A 15,961-nucleotide genomic window follows, 5' to 3' on the forward strand; every position below is an offset into this window, starting at 1 on the left:
GGCGCCCCGGGCGCCGTCGCCGGGCCCGGCCGCCGCGCACGGCAGCACGGCGGTGACCGCGAAGCCCGCGGCGTCCGTGCGGCGGGCCGCTTCGAGGGTGCCGCCGACGCTGCCGGCCCGCTCGCGCATGCCGACGAGGCCGTAGCCGGAGCGGGCGGGTTCGGCCGCCGCCGGTGCGGCGGCGGCGGGCTTCACCAGCCCCGCGCCGCCGCCGCGGGAGCCGTTCGCGGCGCCGGCCCCGGAGCCGTTCGCGGCGCCGTTCGTAGCGCCGCTCTCGGGCCCGTCGTCGACGACGGCGATACGCAGCGCGCCGGGCCCCTCGTCGTACGCGACGGCGATACGGACCTGCACCGCGGACCCGGCGTGCTGCACCGCGTTGGTCAGCGACTGCTGCACGATGCGGTACGCCGCCGCCCCCACCCCCGGCGGCACGTCGTGGGCGGCGTCGGCGACGTCCAGGTGCACCTTCGCGCCGCCGGACCGCGCCGCCTGGACCAGGTCGTCCAGACCCGTCAGGCCGGGCGGCGGCCCGGTGCCCTCCACGGCATCGCCGGCGCGCAGCACCTGCAGCGTGGTGCGCAGCTCGGCGCGCGCGTCGCGGCAGGTGCCCGCGATGCCGTCGAGGGCGTCGGCGAGCGCCGTGCGGTCCAGCCGGTCGGGGTCGGCGACCAGCAGGTGCGCGGCCACCGACGTCTGCACGCCGATGAGGGTGATGCTGTGCGCCAGCAGGTCGTGCAGGTCCTGGGCGATGCGCAGCCGTTCCTCGGCCACCCGGCGGGCCGCGGTCTCCTCGCGGGTGCGTTCGGCGCGTTCGGCGCGTTCGACGATGGCGCCGACGTAGTTGCGGTGCACCCGCACCGCCTCGCCGAGCAGCGCGATGGAGATGACCCAGCCGGAGGTGCGCAGGAACTCGGTGCCCTGGTCGACGTCGCGCAGCGTCAGCATCACCACCGCGCAGAGGACGAGCCCGCAGGTGATCAGCAGGGTGCGCACCCGCGGTCCGGCCACCGCGAGGGAGTAGACCGCGACCAGGATCGTGGGCGTCGGCGCGGTGTGGGCGTTGTCGAGGATGTGGTACGGGGCCTCGATGACGAAGGACACGACGAAGACGCCCATCGGGTACTGCCGGCGCCAGGCGAGCACCGCCACCATGAGCAGCAGCAGGAACCAGCCCGCGGCGTCGGGCCGGTGCGCCGATTCCTCGACCTTGCCGAAGAGCCCCAGACACGCGACGACCACGCCGACCACCGCGGTGAAGAGAACGTCCCGGCGCGTCGGCTGCTCCAGCCGCTTCAGCCGGGTCATCGCTGACTGCATGAGAACCATCCTCGCCTACGGCCCCTCCGGTGGAACCCCCCAGGTGTGTGTACGCCGCCGCCCGCGCGGCTCCCCGACCGGAACCAGCCGGAAACGGCCGGGCCCCGGCCGGGTGGCAGCCACGGGGGGAGCCGCCACTCGGCCGGGGGGTCGTGGGCCGTACCGGGGTACGGCCGCCGTTCCGGCGCTAACGCGCCGCCGCGCCCGCGGGTTCGGGTTCCCGCTCCGCGTCCGGCTGCGCCGGCGGGGTCTCCGTCCGCTTCGCCAGCGGTCCTGGCCACCAGACCCTCCGGCCCAGCAGCCAACTGGCGGAGGTGACCAGGTACGTCCGCACCAGGAAGGTGTCGAGCAGCACGCCGACCGCGATGACGAAGCCGATCTCGAACATCATCACCATCGGCATCGTCGCCAGCGCCGCGAACGTCGCCGCCAGCACCACGCCCGCGGAGGCGATCACGCCGCCGGTGCGGCGCAGCGCGGTCAGCGCCGCGGTGCGGGTGTCCGCGCCGCTCAGCGCCTCCTCGCGCATCCGGTGCAGCAGGAAGATGCCGTAGTCCACGCCGAGCGCCACCCCGAAGACGAAGGTGAGCAGCGCCAGTTCGCCGCCGATGCCCGCGAAGCCCATGACCGGCTCGAAGACCAGGCCGCCGATGCCCATCGCCGCGCCCCACGACGCCACCACGGCGACGGTGAGCACCAGCGGCGCGATGAGGCTGCGCAGCAGGACGATGAGGATGAGCAGTACCGCGGCCAGCGTGAGCGGGATGATGAGCTTGCGGTCGTTGGAGTTGGCCTCCGCCAGGTCCATGGCCTCGGCGCTCAGCCCGCCGACCGCGGCGTCGGTGCCGTCGAGGGCGCCCAGTTCGGCGCGCAGCTCCTTGATCGCCCGGTCCTCGCCCGCCGACTGCGGCGGGTCGGCGGCGAACACGGTGATCTCGGTGTGCCCGTTGCCGGCGCGGGAGACCTCGGCCGAGGCGATGCCCTCGACGTTCCGCGCGGTGGCCAGGGCCTCCTGGGCCCCGTCCGAGTCGGCGACCACGACGATGGGCTGCGCGCCCTGCTCGGGGTACGCCTCCTTCAGCTTCTCCATCGCGGTGATGGACTCGGGCTTGTCGATGAAGGCGTCCTCCTGCTTGAGGTTGCCCGGGAGGTTGAACGTGCCGAGCGCCAGCGCGCCGAGCAGCACCATGCCGCCGACGAGGATCGTGCCCGGGCGGCGGCCCACCGAGGTGCCCATCCGGTCGAAGAAGCCGCGCCGCTTGGGCTCGCTGCCGTAGGCGGGGATCAGCGGCCAGAAGATGCGCCGGCCGAACAGCACCAGGAGCGCCGGCAGCAGGGTGAGCATCACGGCGAGCGCGCACAGCACGCCGACCGCGCCGACCGGGCCCAGGCCCGCGGTGCTGTTGAGGTCGGCGGTCACCAGGCAGACCAGGCCGGCCGCGACCGTGCCGGAGGAGGCCAGGATCGCCGGGCCGCACCTGCGCACGGCCTGCAGCATCGCCTCCAGCGGCACCGGGGTGCGCCGCAGTTCCTCGCGGTACCGGGCGACGAGCAGCAGCGCGTAGTCCGTTCCCGCGCCGAAGATGAGCACCGTCATCATCGCCGAACTCATGGAGCTGACCGTCAGGTCGAAGGCCTGGATGAGGCCGTAGACGACGGCCATGGCGCTCATGGACGCCACGCCCACGCAGATCAGCGGCAGCAGCCACAGGAACGGGCTGCGGTACGTGATGATCAGCAGGATGGTGACGATGCCGGCCGTGGCGTACATCAGCGTGCCGTCGACCTGTTCGTAGACGGCGTCCGAGTCGGCCTGGATGCCGGCCGGCCCGCCGAGTTCGACGGACAGGCCCTCGGGGGGATCGGCGACGGTCTCGTCGCGGATCTTCTCGACCGTCTCCAACTGGGCGTCCTCGTCGGCCAGCCCGACGATGGAGAACGGCACCATCAGCGTGCTGCCGTCCGCCGAGGGCACGACCTGAGGAGCGCGGTCCCCCGCCAGCTCGTACCCGCCGGCGATGTCCCCGGCGTGCTCGGTGGCGAGTTCGCGGTCGGCGGCGGTGACGCCGCCGTCCCGCTGGTAGACGAGGATCCCGTCGAGGGAGTCCCCGCCGGGCATCTCCTCGACGAGCTTGGCCACCTGGGTGGAGTCGGCGCTCCCCGGCAGGTAGTCGATGGCACGGTCGCGGGTCGAGTCGCTGAGCTTGCTGCCGAACGGCATGGCGATCGCGAGAACCGCGATCCACAGGCCGAGCACGGCCCAGGGAAGCCAGCGGCGCCTGGGCCGTGTTGCCGAGCCGGTCGGCCCTTCGGGTGGTGCGGTGACGGCGCCCATAGGGGGCTCTCCCTCCGGGAATAAGCTGAACTGACCTCAGCTTCTCCCGGCGGTCCGGCACGGTTCTTCGCTCCCAGGTGCCAAACCCGCCCTACTGCTCGGGGTGTTCTCAGCTCGCCCTTACTCCCCCGGGAGTACTACGCGCCCTCTTTCAGCACAGCCGTCACCAGCGCACGCTGGGCTTCGGTGAGCCGCGGGTCCGCGCAGTGCGCGGTGCGGCCGCCGGCGGTGATGCGGTACGCGAAGCCGTCGGGCACGCCCGCCGGCGGCGCGGCGCTGCCCTGCGCGAGCGCCCGGTGGGCCAGCGCCTCCAGGCCGGCCGCGTCGGGGCGGCCGGCCGTGTCCAGGGTGGCCTCGCGGGTCAGCCCCGCGAAGCCCCCGGTACGGATGACGGTGATGCGCATGCCCCACCCCTACCCCGCCGGCGGCGGGGCACCCTCCTGGTCCGACTGTGCCGGACGGAGCGGACGTCACTGACCGGCTGCTGTCCCGGGTCGGTCCGGGTACCGTTTTGGTTGTCGAGGTAAGAACGGAGTCCCTTGTGCCGTACCCGCTGGAAGAGCAGGAGGCGATCGGACGCCGTATCAAGCGGCGACGTCTTCAGCTCGGAATGACGCAAGCCGATCTGGCCGCGGCGGTCGGCAAGAAACAGGCCTGGCTTTCCCGGGTCGAGAACGGCCGCCTGGAGCTGGACCGCACCACGCTGATCAACCAGCTCGCCGCCGCGCTGCACTGTCACCCGAACGAGCTGATAGACCGGCCGTACGAGGTCGCCCCGGGGGAGGCCCGGTGGCAGGTGGCCGCCGCGTCGATCCTGCGGGAGCTGCGCCGTTACGACCTCCCTCCCGTGTTCACCGGCACTCCGCGCAGTTCGGATGTCCTGTGGCAGGACATGAAGTGCCTGCACCGACTGCGTGACGCCGCCGCCAACGTTGCGGTCCTGCGCACCCTGCCGGACATGTTCCGCGAGGCGCGCGCTCTGGCTGACGTCTCACACGGACACGAGCGGGAGGAGGCATACGGCATCTACGCGATCTGCTGCAAGTTCGCCCACACGGCCGCGCATGCCCTCGGCCACCCCGAACTGGTCGCCATGGCGTGCGAGCGCGCCGCCTGGTCCGCCAGGCTGTCCGGCGACCCGTTGATGCCCGCCGTCGCGGACTGGATGCGGGTGTGGGACATGTGGGCGACGGCCGATTGGGCCGATTCCCTCGCCCTGGCCGACAGGGCGCTGCGCAACGTCCAGGACGACTACGACCGGCACGACCAGCTTGCCGTGCGCCTGTGGGGAGCGCTGCAACTGCGGGCCGCGGTCTCTGCCTCGCGAGCGAACAACGAGGCTGAGGCCGCACACCGCATCAGCCTCGCCCGCGAGGCAGGCGAGAAGGCGGACACCTACACGGGGCCGCCGCTCCACGATCGGGCCACGCTGACGTTCTCCACCGGCAACGTGGAGATCCACGCCATCAGCGTCCAGCTGGAGATGGGCAACCAGTCCACGGCACTGCGGCTGAATGACCGGCTGAACGACGAAGCCCATCGGCGGCACATCGACGCCCTGCCAAACTCTCGCCGAGGACACCACCACATGGACCTCTCCAGGGCCTTCCTCTGGGACGGCAGCCGGGACAAGGCGCTCAAGGAACTGCTGAAGGCCGAGCAACTGGCGCCGGAGCTGGTGCGCAACCACCCCATCGGCCGTGCCACCCTTCGGCAGCTCATCTACGCCGAGCGAACCGCCACACGTGAACGGCTACGCCGCATGTCGCATCGATTTCGCCTCGATGAGCAGGGGCTATTCCGCTGATTCATAATCAGCTGTGACGGAGCCAATACCTTCCGTTGCATGACGGCAGCGAAACACTCACCGCAGGAGGAGACCCGCCGCCGGTCTCTGGCCGACGTAGCCGTCGGTTGGGCTCCCCGGCGGGGGGACATCGTCCTCGACGTCCCCCACCAGCGTGCGGGCGTCATCGTCGCCCTCCCCGAAGACACCGGTGTGCCCGTCTATCACCTGTGCGCGCCCGGCGGCGGCAGGGAATGGACGGCGCGCCTGGATGACCTCCACCCCCACGAGGACGATGCTCCGGACGGAACCACTTGGAACGAGTCCGTGATGCCTCCGCCCGAGGCGTTCGGCCGGCTCCCAGGCGGTGGGGCACCAAGCTGCTGCGAGACCTTGCCACGCACCGAGATGTCGGTGGCCAGGGCACGCAGGCTGGCATCCGCCTCACTGCGCGCTTGGTCGCTGGAGGCCGGAGACCAGGCGGTGAGCCTCGTCGTCAGCGAACTGGTGACGAACACGGTGCGGCACGCGCGTCTGGCAGCCGTGGTCGTCCGGGTGTCACGGGTCGGACCTCGGCGCGTCAGGGTCGCGGTCGTCGACTTCTCCCGGACCATGCCGACGCTCATCGACGCCACCGCGGACGACGAATCCGGGCGCGGCCTGGCCACGGTCGCCGGGTTCTCCTCGGCATGGGGAGCCGACCCACTGCCGTGGGGCAAGCGCGTTTGGGCGGACCTCGACGTTCCTGCAGAGGACTCGTGAACGGGCGCTTTGCCGAGCTGATCTACGTCGGCATCCTCATCGGCGTTCTCGTCATCCTCGCCGCCGGGATCGCTTCGGTGGACTGAACCGACTTCCCGCGCCGCCGGCACCACCCACTCAACCACCTGCGTCCTGCCTCGTTCGCGAGACGGGCAGGACACCGCCCCTGTCCACCCGCGACGACGGAGGCAGCGATGACTGCACGTCCGATCCGCACCGCTGACCAGGCCGCCTCGTGCTACTTCCGCACGACCGTCGACCATCCCTTCCGCAAGGCTCTCATCCAGATCGCTGAGCCCTGCAACGAGAAGTGCGCGCACTGCTTCGTCTCGGCGACCCCGCGTGGCGACTACATGCCGCTGGAGCAGATCCGGAAGCGCTTGATTCCCCAACTGGCCGACGCCCGCGTGACCAAGGTGACGCTCACCGGCGGTGAGCCGTTCATGCACCGCGACCTGCTCGACATCGCCCGCGCCTTCCGCAAGGCGGGGATGGACGTCGGGGTGTGCACGAACGCCACCCTGGTCAGCGACGAGCAGATCAGCGAACTGAGTGAACTGGGCGCCCATATGAACGTGAGCCTGGACGGATTCTCGGCCGACTCGCACGGCCGCTTCCGCGGCCGGCCGGAAGGGTTCGACGAGACCGTGGAGACGGTGAAGCGGTTCGCCCGCGCCGGCATCCTGCAAGGACTGCTGTGCACGCCGAACAACCTCGCCGAAGACCACGAGTACGCGCAGCTGTGTGCCCTCGCCAGGGACCAGGGGGCCACGTACGTGCTGATGAACCCGCTCGGCGAGATGGGCCGGGGGGCGAACAGCTCGCGCAAGCTCCGTCGGCCGGACGACCGTATGCGGCACATCCGGGACCTGACGCTCCCCTTCGTCGATGACGGCCTGGACATGGTCCACATCCGGTTCCCGAACGAGGACAAGCCGCTCGCCGGGTGCGAGGCGGGTACGATCATCTACGTCTTCACCCAGGGTGAGGTGGCTGTCTGCCCCTACCTGGTGTTCGCGGCCCGTTCGAAAGCCAGCCTGCACCCGGACACCGACTTCATCGTCGGGAACGTGTGGGAGCATGACGACATCGCCGACCGGCTCGACGGCTACCGGTTTCACGAGCGGTGGGACCTGGGCTCCAACAGCACGTGCCGTGCCTGTTCCATGAACTCCTCGTGCGGGAAGGGCTGCCCCGCCGCGGTCGTCGCAGCAGGACACCGCGTCGGCGAGGTGGACAGCGAGCTGTGCCCCGTCGTGCCCCGCCACTCACGCATGCTGTCCGTGGTCGATGTGTCGTGAAGCCCGCGAGTTTCCTGACCATCGACGGCCCCGGTGGGGTCGGCAAGTCCACGATCACGTCCGCCGTCGTCAGCCGGCTCCGCGCCGAGTCGGTCCCGGCCCTGGAAACACGGGAACCCAGCGACACCCCGCTGGGCCGGCTCGCCCGCAACGGCACCGACGACTACCGTGGCATGGCGATGGCCTGCCTGGTCGCCGCCGACCGCCACCAGCACCTCACACACGTCGTACGCCCTGCCCTGCGGCGTGGCGAGGTCGTGGTGTGCGACCGGTACATCGCCTCGTCACTGGTGCTGCAGGGGATCGACGGCCTCGCCCCCGAAACGGTGTGGAAGCTGAACAGCCATGCCGACAGACCCGACCTGGCCGTCATCCTCAACGCCCGCGTCGATGTCCTCCGGGCCCGGTTGAAAGACCGCGGCGCGCACAGTCGCTACGAGCGCGAGAACAAGAGTCTGCAAGAGTGGGTCGGTTTCCAGGAAGCCGCTAGGTTTCTCGAAGTCGTCGGCGTCCGGGTTCTCCGGCTCGACACGGCCGTGGAGGAGCCGGACGCCCTCGCCCGCAGAATCGTCGAGGCGATCTAGCACAGATAGGTACAGCTCATGACCGGTCAGCCGACGCTCGACGTGCTGACGTTCAATCTCAACAACCCGTCCCAGGAGCGCGCGGAGCGGCAGCTCGGCTACCTCGCAGCCCGGCCCGAGCAGATTCTCGTGCTCACCGAGGCTGCGGACAGCAAGGGCTGCTCGCTCCTGGCATCCCGGTTCACCGAAGCCGGTTACGAGGTGGTGTTCCCTCGGCCGGAGCGCGGCGAACGCGGTGTGATGGTCGTGAGCAGACTCATCACACAGCCCGGGCCGGCCATTGTCGGATACCTCCCCCATCGGGCTGTGTCCGTGACGGTGTCGTCGAGCGGCGGGCCACTCGACGTGATCGGTCTGTACGTGCCCTCCAGGGATGCATCGGAAGCGAAGACGCTCCGGAAACGGAGGTTCCTGGAGCACTGCCGGGATGGCCTTCCCGGTGGCCGGAGCGGATTGCGGTTGCTGATCGGGGACTTCAACGTCCTTGAGCCCGGCCACAGGCCGGCGTACCGGTTCTTCCGGGAGTTCGAGTACGGCTTCTACGAGTGGTTGGGCGAATCCGGGTACCGCGATGCGTTCCGGATGCTCCACCCCGAGGCCGCTGAGTACTCCTGGGTGGGGCGTACCGGTGACGGCTACCGCTACGACCACGCGCACGTCTCCGGACTTCTCGCCGCCGAACTGCGCGGCTGCTTCTACGTCCATGAGCCGCGGACCCGCCCGGGGCGGCTCAGCGATCACTCCGCGCTGAGCACGTCGTTCACGCTGGCGCCTGTGCAGACGCGGCCGGTCGCCCACGCCGGTGACGTTGTGGCTTCACTTTTCTGACCCCCATCGCGAGGACGCAATGAACGACACCTGGGAAACGATCGAGGCGCTCTGCGAGTGGTTGGACGAGGAGAGTCCCGTGACGGGGCAGACCGCGCGGCTGCTGCGCATCCTCAAGATCGGGGAAGAGTTCGGCGAGGTCGCCGAAGCCGTGCACGGGCTGCTCGGCACGAACCCGCGAAAGGGGAGGACCCATACGGCCGACGATGTCTGCAAGGAACTGTGCGACGTGATCGCGACGAGCATGGTGGCGCTCGCCTCGGTCACCGAAGATCCCGGCGTCGTCTTCGACGCGAGGCTTCGGGAGATCGCGGATCGCGCGCACCGGGCCTCGGTGAAGCGCGGGCCCGCGTAGCGGGCGGTGCGGCCGGACGGGTCCGGGGCATCGCGGGGTGGGCCAGCGGGTGGCCCGGCGTGGTCAGACTCGCCGGGTCAGCCCCGGGCCTCCGCGGCGCAGTCTGCGCACGTGCCGAAGACCTCCACCGTGTGCGCCACGTCCACGAAGCCGTGTTCCGCCGCGATCGACTCCGCCCAGCGCTCCACCGCCGGGCCGTCGACCTCCACCGCCTTGCCGCACACCCGGCACACCAGGTGGTGGTGGTGTTCACCGGTGCTGCAGCGGCGGTACACCGCCTCGCCCTCCGTGGTGCGCAGCACGTCGACGTCGCCCGCGTCCGCCAGCGACTGGAGCGTGCGGTACACGGTCGTCAGCCCCACGGACTCGCCGCGGTGCCGCAGCATGTCGTGCAGTTCCTGGGCACTCCGGAACTCGTCGACCTCCGCGAGCGCCGCGGCCACCGCCGCGCGCTGCCGCGTCGACCGGCCGCGTACCGGGGGACCTGCGGTCGTCACCCTTGCCTCCTGCTGCTCGCTCGAAGCCCTGTCCGCCCCACGAGCCGCCATTGTGCCAGCAGCACCGCCGGGAACGGGCACGGGCGCGGCAGCCGTCTTCACCGCGGCCCCCCGCCCGCGGGGGCCCGGACCGGCTCCGCCGCCGTCTTGCCGGACCCGCCGCCGGGCTCGTCCCCGGCCCGGGACCGCAGCCGCGCCAGCGGCACGGCCAACGCCGTGACCAGCAGAAACAGGCCCAGTGCAAACAGGACGATGGTCGCTCCCGGGGGCACGTCCACGTAGTACGAGAACACGGTGCCCGACAGCGTCGTCACCACGCCCATCGCCACCGCCACCGCCAGCGTCGCCGCGAACGCGCGCGTCGCCTGCTGCGCCGCCGCCACCGGGATCACCATCAGCGCGCTGACCAGCAGCAGCCCCACCACGCGCATGGCGACCGTGACGGTCACCGCCGCCGTCACCGCCAGCAGCAGGTTCAGCGACCGCACCGGCAGCCCGGTGACCTTCGCGAACTCCTCGTCCTGGCAGATCGCGAAGAACTGCCGCCGCAGCCCCAGGGTCACCAGCAGCACGAACGCCGACAGCCACACGATCGCCACCACGTCGGAGCCCGACACCGTCGTCACCGACCCGAAGAGGTACGTGGTCAGGTTGGCCGTCGATCCGTTCGGCGCCAGGTTGATCAGCAGCACGCCGCCGGCCATGCCCCCGTAGAAGAGCATCGCCAGCGCCAGGTCGCCGCGTGTCCGGCCGTACGAGCGGATCAGCTCCATCGCCACCGCGCCGGCCGCGGCCACCAGCACCGCCGTCCACACCGGGCTGGTGTTCAGCAGGAAGCCCAGCGCGACGCCCGTCAGCGCCACGTGGCCGATGCCGTCGCCCATGATCGCCTGGCGGCGCTGCACCAGGTAGATGCCCACCGCGGGCGCCGCGATCCCCACCAGCAGCGCCGCGAGCAGCGCGCGCTGCATGAAGGCCGGCTCCAGAAACTCCAGTGTCATGTCAGCAGCCCGGTCCTGTCCGTCTCGGCCGGCTCGCCCGGGTGCGGGTGGCACGCCAGGTCGTGGACCCGGGCCGCGGCGTCGGCCTCCCCGCGCCCGTACTCCCGGGCCACCAGGCCGTCGCTGAGCACGACCGTGCGGTCGATCAGCGGCTGCAGCGGCCCCAGCTCGTGCAGCACCAGCAGCACCGACGCGCCCCCGGCCACCTGGGTGCGCAGCGCCTCGGCCAGGATCCGCTGGCTCGGCAGGTCCACTCCGCCCAGCGGCTCGTCCATGATCAGCAGCTCCGGCTCGGCCGCCAGCGCCCGCGCGATCAGCACCCGCTGGTGCTGCCCGCCGGACAGCCGGTTCACCGACTCCTTCGCCCGGTCCGCCAGCCCCACGACCTGCAGCGCACGCTCGACCGCCGCCCGGTCGGCGCGCCGCAGCGGGCGCAGCCGCGAGCGGGACAGGCGCCCCGACGACACCACCTCGCGCACCGACGCGGGCACCCCCGACGCCGCCGTCGAGCGCTGCGGTACGTATCCGATCCGCCGCCACTGCCGGAACCGCGCGATCGGCGTGCCGAACAGCTTCAGCCCGCCGGACGTCAGCGGCACCCGGCCCACCACGGCCCGTACCGTCGTCGACTTCCCCGAGCCGTTCGCCCCCAGCAGCGCCACGACCTCGCCGCGGGCGACCGTGAGGTCGATGCCGCCGAGGACCGCGCGCCCGCCCAGGGAGGCGGTCGCGCCGCTCAGGTCCACCACAGGCTCCGTCACGCCCGCTCCGTCCGCCACGACCCCGGTCATCGCGCGCCCCCGGTCATTGCGCGCCTAGCGCCTTCTGCAGCGCCGCGAGGTTCGCATCCATGATCTCGAAGTAGTCGTCACCCTTCGACTTGTCGGTCACGCCCTCGATCGGGTCGAGCACGTCCGTCTCCAGGCCGAGGTCACCCGCGAGCGTACGTGCCGTCTTGTCGCTGACCAACGTCTCGAAGAACACCGTCGTCACGCCGTCGTCCTCGGCGATGTCCTGCAACTGCTGCATCCGGGCGGCGCTCGGCTCCGACTCCGGGCTGATCCCCTTGATCGACTCCTGGACGAGGCCGTAGCGGTCGGCGATGTACCCGAAGGCGGCGTGGGTGGTGATGAAGGTGTCCGTACGCCGGTTCTCCAGCCCGGCGGCGAACGCGGCGTCCAGCTTGTGCAGCCGGTCCGCCAGCTCGGCGGCGTTCTTCTTGTACGCGGCCGCGTGGTCCGGGTCGGCCTTCGCCATCGCCTTGCCGACGCCCTCGGCGACCTCCGCGTAGCGCACGGGGTCCAGCCAGATGTGCGGGTCGGCGCCGTCCTCGCCGCCGTGGTCGTGGCCCTCGTGACCCCCGTCGGCTTCCTCTTCGGCGTGCTCGTCTTCCGCGTGCTCGTCGGCGTGCTCGTCGGCGTGCTCGTCTTCCGCGTGCTCGTCGCCCTCGTGGCCGTGGTCGTGGCCGTCTTCCTCGGTCCCGTGCTTCTCCAGCGTGGTGAACTCCGACGCCTCCACGACGTGCTCCGCGCCGGACTGCTCGATGGCCTCGTCCACGGCCGGCTGCATGTCCTTCAGGTAGACGATCAGCCCCGCGTCCGCCAGGTCGCCCGTCTGCCGCGGGCTCAGCTCCAGGTCGTGGGGCTCCGTCCCCGGCTTCGTCAGCGTGTCGACCTCGGCGTGCCGCCCGCCTATCTCCTCGGCGAGGAACTGCATGGGGTAGAACGACGTCGTCACCCGCAGCTTGCCGTCCTCCGTCGTCGTCCCCGTGTCCCCGTCGCCGCAGGCGGACAGGGTCAGGACGGCGGCGGACAGCGCCGCCGCGGCGGCCGGGGTGAGGCCGGATATGGACCGGCGGCTAGCTCTCATGACACTCATTTTCAGCAAAGATGGAAACGATTGTCAAAAAATTTCGCGGCGCCCCCGATTTGAAACGGAGGGCACCGCCGCCGGTAACCTGGAGCACCGCTTCGTCGTCGTAATGAAGAGAGCACCGTGGCCGCCGACAAGATCGACACCATCGTCAGCCTGAGCAAGCGCCGTGGCTTCGTCTACCCGTGCAGCGAGATCTACGGCGGCCAGCGCGCCGCCTGGGACTACGGCCCTCTCGGCGTAGAGCTCAAGGAGAACATCAAGCGCCAGTGGTGGCGCAACATGGTCACCTCCCGCGACGACGTCGTCGGCCTCGACTCCTCCGTCATCCTCGCCCGCGAGGTCTGGGAGGCGTCCGGCCACGTCGCCACCTTCACCGACCCCCTCACCGAGTGCACGTCGTGCCACAAGCGCTTCCGCGCCGACCACCTCGAAGAGGCGTACGAGGCCAAGCACGGCCGCCCGCCCGCCGGCGGCCTCGCCGACATCAACTGCCCCCACTGCGGCAACAAGGGCGGCTTCACCGAGCCCAAGCAGTTCTCCGGCCTGCTCTCCACCCACCTCGGCCCCACCCAGGACGCCGGCTCCGAGACCTTCCTGCGCCCCGAGACCGCCCAGGGCATCTTCACGAACTTCATGCAGGTCCAGACCTCCTCGCGGAGGAAGCCGCCGTTCGGCATCGCCCAGACCGGCAAGTCCTTCCGCAACGAGATCACCCCCGGCAACTTCATCTTCCGCACCCGCGAGTTCGAGCAGATGGAGATGGAATTCTTCGTCCGGCCCGGCGAGGACGAGAGCTGGCACGAGTACTGGATGCAGCAGCGCTGGAACTGGTACACCGGCCTCGGCCTGCAGGAGGCCAACCTCCGCTGGTTCGAGCACCCCAAGGACAAGCTCTCCCACTACGCCAAGCGCACCGTCGACATCGAGTACCGCTTCGACTTCGCCGGCTCCCAGTGGGGCGAGCTGGAGGGCATCGCCAACCGCACGGACTTCGACCTCAAGGCCCACTCCGCCGCCTCCGGCCAGGACCTCTCCTTCTTCGACCAGGAGGCCGGCGAGCGCTGGACGCCGTACGTCATCGAGCCCGCCGCCGGCGTCGGCCGCACCATGCTCGCCTTCATGCTCGACGCCTACGTCGAGGACGAGGCCCCCAACGCCAAGGGCAAGATGGAGAAGCGCACCGTCATGCGCCTCGACCCCCGCCTCGCCCCCGTCAAGGCCGCGGTCCTCCCGCTCTCCCGCAACCCCGAACTCTCCCCCAAGGCCAAAGGGCTCGCCGCCGACCTCCGCGGCCACTGGAACATCGAGTTCGACGACGCCGGCGCCATCGGCCGCCGCTACCGCCGCCAGGACGAGATCGGCACGCCCTACTGCATCACCGTCGACTTCGACACCCTCGACGACAACGCCGTCACCGTGCGCGAGCGCGACACCATGAAGCAGGAGCGCGTCTCCCTCGACCAGGTCGAGAGCTACCTCGCGGGCCGCCTCCTCGGCTGCTGACCCCGGCTCGCCGGTACGTACGACGGCGCCCCCGGCACCGCGCTCCGCGGTGCCGGGGGCGCCGTGCGTCCGGCGCGGGCGCGGGCATGAGGTGTGGGGGACGGGGGATGAGAAGGGATTGACACAGCGACCGGACGATGCCTTGCTGCGGGCTACGGCGTCGTCGACGTCGAGGTCGACCAGGGGAGGCGTGGATGCACGCGATGGCGAACAGCCGGGTCACAGGCACCGATCCGGCGGGAGCGGAGCACACCGTGCGGGTCACGGGGGCGGGGGCCCGGCGGCGGCTGGAGTGCGGCAGCTGCAAATGGAGCCGGTCCGCGCAGTTCCTGCCCTGGCTGAAGGCCGAGGAGCACCTGGCGGAGGAGCACGGCGCGGCGGTCGCCGCCGACCGGCAGGGCGGGCTCGGCCCCGGGGCGGAGCCGGGTGCGGCGCCGGAGGGCGGTGCGGTGCCGGAGGCCGGTGCGGCGTCGGAGGGCGGGGCGGCGCCGGGGGCCGGGGCGGCGTCGGAGGGCGGGACGGAGCCGGGGGCCGGGGCGGCGTCGGAGGGCGGGGCGTAGACCGTTCGCCCGGGGCGTACACCGTACGGCCGGCTGAATCCGGCGCTCCGGAACATCACCGGTCCCGTCGCCGTTGACTCCACAGTCACCAGACCAAGGAGTGGCCCATGCGTCGAGTCCGCCCCGCGTCCTTCGGCGCCGAGCCGGCGGGTGCCCGGCTGGCGCGGATCCTCAGCTCGCCGAACTACGACCCGGAGGCCGGCGCGTTCCGCAACCCCGTCCCCGCCGCCATCACCCCGCGGTCCGGCGGCGGTTCCCGCGGCGAGATGATCCGCGCCCTGCTCCGCCGCGACGGCCGCACACCCGCCGGTCCCGTCCCCGTGCAGCGCCCCGACCTGTCCGCACCGCCCGCCGACGGGCTGCGCCTGACCTGGCTCGGCCACGCCACCGTCCTCGCCGAGATCGACGGCCGCCGGGTCCTCTTCGACCCGGTCTTCGGCGAGCGCTGCTCGCCGTTCTCCTTCGTCGGCCCGCGCCGCTTCCACCCCGTGCCGCTGCCGCTCGCCGACCTCGGCCCGCTCGACGCGGTGGTGATCTCCCACGACCACTACGACCACCTCGACATGTCGACGGTCCGGGACCTGCGCAGGGCGGTCTCCGCCGACGTGCAGTTCGCCGTGCCGCTGGGCGTCGGCGCCCACCTGGAGCGCTGGGGCGTACCGCAGGACCGCATCGCCGAGCTGGACTGGCACGAGTCCGCCGAGGTCGCGGGGCTGACCCTCACCGCGACCCCCGCCCGCCACTTCTGCGGCCGCGGCATCCGCAACAAGCAGCGCACGCTGTGGGCCTCCTGGTCCGTGCGCGGCCCGGAGCACCGGGTCTTCCACAGCGGCGACACCGGCTACTTCCCCGGCTTCGCCGGCATCGGCGCCGGCCACGGGCCGTTCGACGCGGCGATGGTGCAGATCGGCGCGTACAGCGACTTCTGGCCGGACATCCACATGACCCCGGAGGAGGGCGTACGGGCCCACCTCGACCTGTGCGGCGGGGTGCTGCTGCCCATCCACTGGGGGACGTTCAACCTCGCCCCGCACCGCTGGGAGGAGCCGGCGGAACGCACCGCCGCGGCGGCGTCCGCGGCCGGCGTGCGCGCGGCGATCCCCCGCCCCGGGGAGCCGTTCGAGCCGGCGGCTGAGACGCTGCCGGCGGCGCCGTGGTGGCAGGAGATCGCCGCCCCCGCGCGCACCCCGCAGCCGGGCGGAGGCGGCGGCCGACCTGCGGCAGATCCGTATCCAGGTGCGCGCCAGCCGCAGGGCG

General features: G+C 71.7%; 16 protein-coding genes. 9 read left to right on the plus strand and 7 right to left on the minus strand.

Going from position 1 to position 15,961, the window contains the following annotated elements:
- The 3 genes from ABD317_RS22040 to ABD317_RS22050 all read right to left on the minus strand — a co-directional run.
- Window positions 1-1,326: sensor histidine kinase (locus ABD317_RS22040; protein WP_344291665.1), on the minus strand; the 1,326-nt coding region annotated here is incomplete at its 3' end.
- A 178-nt stretch (window positions 1,327-1,504) separates the two neighbouring features.
- Entirely contained in the window at window positions 1,505-3,652 is a 2,148-nt protein-coding gene (locus ABD317_RS22045; protein ID WP_344291666.1) for an MMPL family transporter, read from the minus strand.
- A gap of 137 nt (window positions 3,653-3,789) precedes the next feature.
- Window positions 3,790-4,056 carry a protealysin inhibitor emfourin gene (locus ABD317_RS22050; RefSeq protein WP_344291667.1) on the minus strand — a complete coding sequence of 89 codons (267 nt, stop codon included), beginning with the start codon at window positions 4,054-4,056 and terminating at the stop codon, window positions 3,790-3,792.
- A gap of 137 nt (window positions 4,057-4,193) precedes the next feature.
- Between ABD317_RS22050 and ABD317_RS22055 the strand changes: the two genes are divergently transcribed.
- The 6 genes from ABD317_RS22055 (at window position 4,194) to ABD317_RS22080 (ending at window position 9,268) form a co-directional block, all read left to right on the plus strand.
- The gene (locus ABD317_RS22055) at window positions 4,194-5,459 is read left to right on the plus strand and encodes a helix-turn-helix domain-containing protein (RefSeq protein WP_344291668.1); all 1,266 of its coding nucleotides are present in this window, start codon (window positions 4,194-4,196) and stop codon (window positions 5,457-5,459) included.
- Between the two features lie 39 nt (window positions 5,460-5,498).
- The gene (locus ABD317_RS22060) at window positions 5,499-6,200 is read left to right on the plus strand and encodes an ATP-binding protein (RefSeq protein WP_344291669.1); all 702 of its coding nucleotides are present in this window, start codon (window positions 5,499-5,501) and stop codon (window positions 6,198-6,200) included.
- Window positions 6,201-6,394: 194 nt separating this feature from the next.
- On the plus strand, window positions 6,395-7,501 hold the full coding sequence (locus ABD317_RS22065) for a radical SAM protein (protein ID WP_344291670.1): 1,107 nt from the start codon (window positions 6,395-6,397) through the stop codon (window positions 7,499-7,501).
- Window positions 7,498-8,085 carry a dTMP kinase gene (tmk, locus tag ABD317_RS22070; protein ID WP_344291671.1) on the plus strand — a complete coding sequence of 196 codons (588 nt, stop codon included), beginning with the start codon at window positions 7,498-7,500 and terminating at the stop codon, window positions 8,083-8,085. Before ABD317_RS22065 ends, tmk begins: the two co-directional genes overlap by 4 nt.
- A gap of 18 nt (window positions 8,086-8,103) precedes the next feature.
- Window positions 8,104-8,913, plus strand: coding sequence for an exonuclease/endonuclease/phosphatase family protein (locus ABD317_RS22075; RefSeq protein ID WP_344291672.1), 810 nt, complete (start codon window positions 8,104-8,106; stop codon window positions 8,911-8,913).
- A gap of 19 nt (window positions 8,914-8,932) precedes the next feature.
- The gene (locus ABD317_RS22080) at window positions 8,933-9,268 is read left to right on the plus strand and encodes a nucleoside triphosphate pyrophosphohydrolase family protein (protein WP_027753315.1); all 336 of its coding nucleotides are present in this window, start codon (window positions 8,933-8,935) and stop codon (window positions 9,266-9,268) included.
- 77 nt (window positions 9,269-9,345) lie between these two features.
- Here ABD317_RS22080 and ABD317_RS22085 read toward each other — a convergent pair whose 3' ends face one another.
- The 4 genes from ABD317_RS22085 to ABD317_RS22100 form a co-directional block, all read right to left on the minus strand.
- Window positions 9,346-9,765 carry a transcriptional repressor gene (locus ABD317_RS22085; RefSeq protein ID WP_027753314.1) on the minus strand — a complete coding sequence of 140 codons (420 nt, stop codon included), beginning with the start codon at window positions 9,763-9,765 and terminating at the stop codon, window positions 9,346-9,348.
- A 98-nt stretch (window positions 9,766-9,863) separates the two neighbouring features.
- Window positions 9,864-10,766 carry a metal ABC transporter permease gene (locus tag ABD317_RS22090; protein WP_344291674.1) on the minus strand — a complete coding sequence of 301 codons (903 nt, stop codon included), beginning with the start codon at window positions 10,764-10,766 and terminating at the stop codon, window positions 9,864-9,866.
- Window positions 10,763-11,527, minus strand: a complete 765-nt coding sequence (locus ABD317_RS22095; protein ID WP_344291675.1) for a metal ABC transporter ATP-binding protein — start codon at window positions 11,525-11,527, stop codon at window positions 10,763-10,765. Before ABD317_RS22095 ends, ABD317_RS22090 begins: the two co-directional genes overlap by 4 nt.
- A 43-nt stretch (window positions 11,528-11,570) precedes the next feature.
- The gene (locus tag ABD317_RS22100) at window positions 11,571-12,635 is read right to left on the minus strand and encodes a metal ABC transporter substrate-binding protein (RefSeq protein WP_344291676.1); all 1,065 of its coding nucleotides are present in this window, start codon (window positions 12,633-12,635) and stop codon (window positions 11,571-11,573) included.
- 126 nt (window positions 12,636-12,761) lie between these two features.
- On the opposite strand from ABD317_RS22100, the gene ABD317_RS22105 reads away from it, so the two are divergent.
- The 3 genes from ABD317_RS22105 to ABD317_RS22115 form a co-directional block, all read left to right on the plus strand.
- The gene (locus tag ABD317_RS22105) at window positions 12,762-14,144 is read left to right on the plus strand and encodes a glycine--tRNA ligase (protein ID WP_344291677.1); all 1,383 of its coding nucleotides are present in this window, start codon (window positions 12,762-12,764) and stop codon (window positions 14,142-14,144) included.
- Window positions 14,145-14,338: 194 nt separating this feature from the next.
- Window positions 14,339-14,704 carry a hypothetical protein gene (locus ABD317_RS22110; RefSeq protein WP_344291678.1) on the plus strand — a complete coding sequence of 122 codons (366 nt, stop codon included), beginning with the start codon at window positions 14,339-14,341 and terminating at the stop codon, window positions 14,702-14,704.
- A 107-nt stretch (window positions 14,705-14,811) separates the two neighbouring features.
- The coding region (locus ABD317_RS22115; RefSeq protein ID WP_344291679.1) for an MBL fold metallo-hydrolase at window positions 14,812-15,961 on the plus strand (1,150 nt) is incomplete at its 3' end.

The sequence above is a fragment of the Streptomyces synnematoformans genome (genome assembly GCF_039531005.1).
Lineage (GTDB): Bacteria > Actinomycetota > Actinomycetes > Streptomycetales > Streptomycetaceae > Streptomyces > Streptomyces synnematoformans.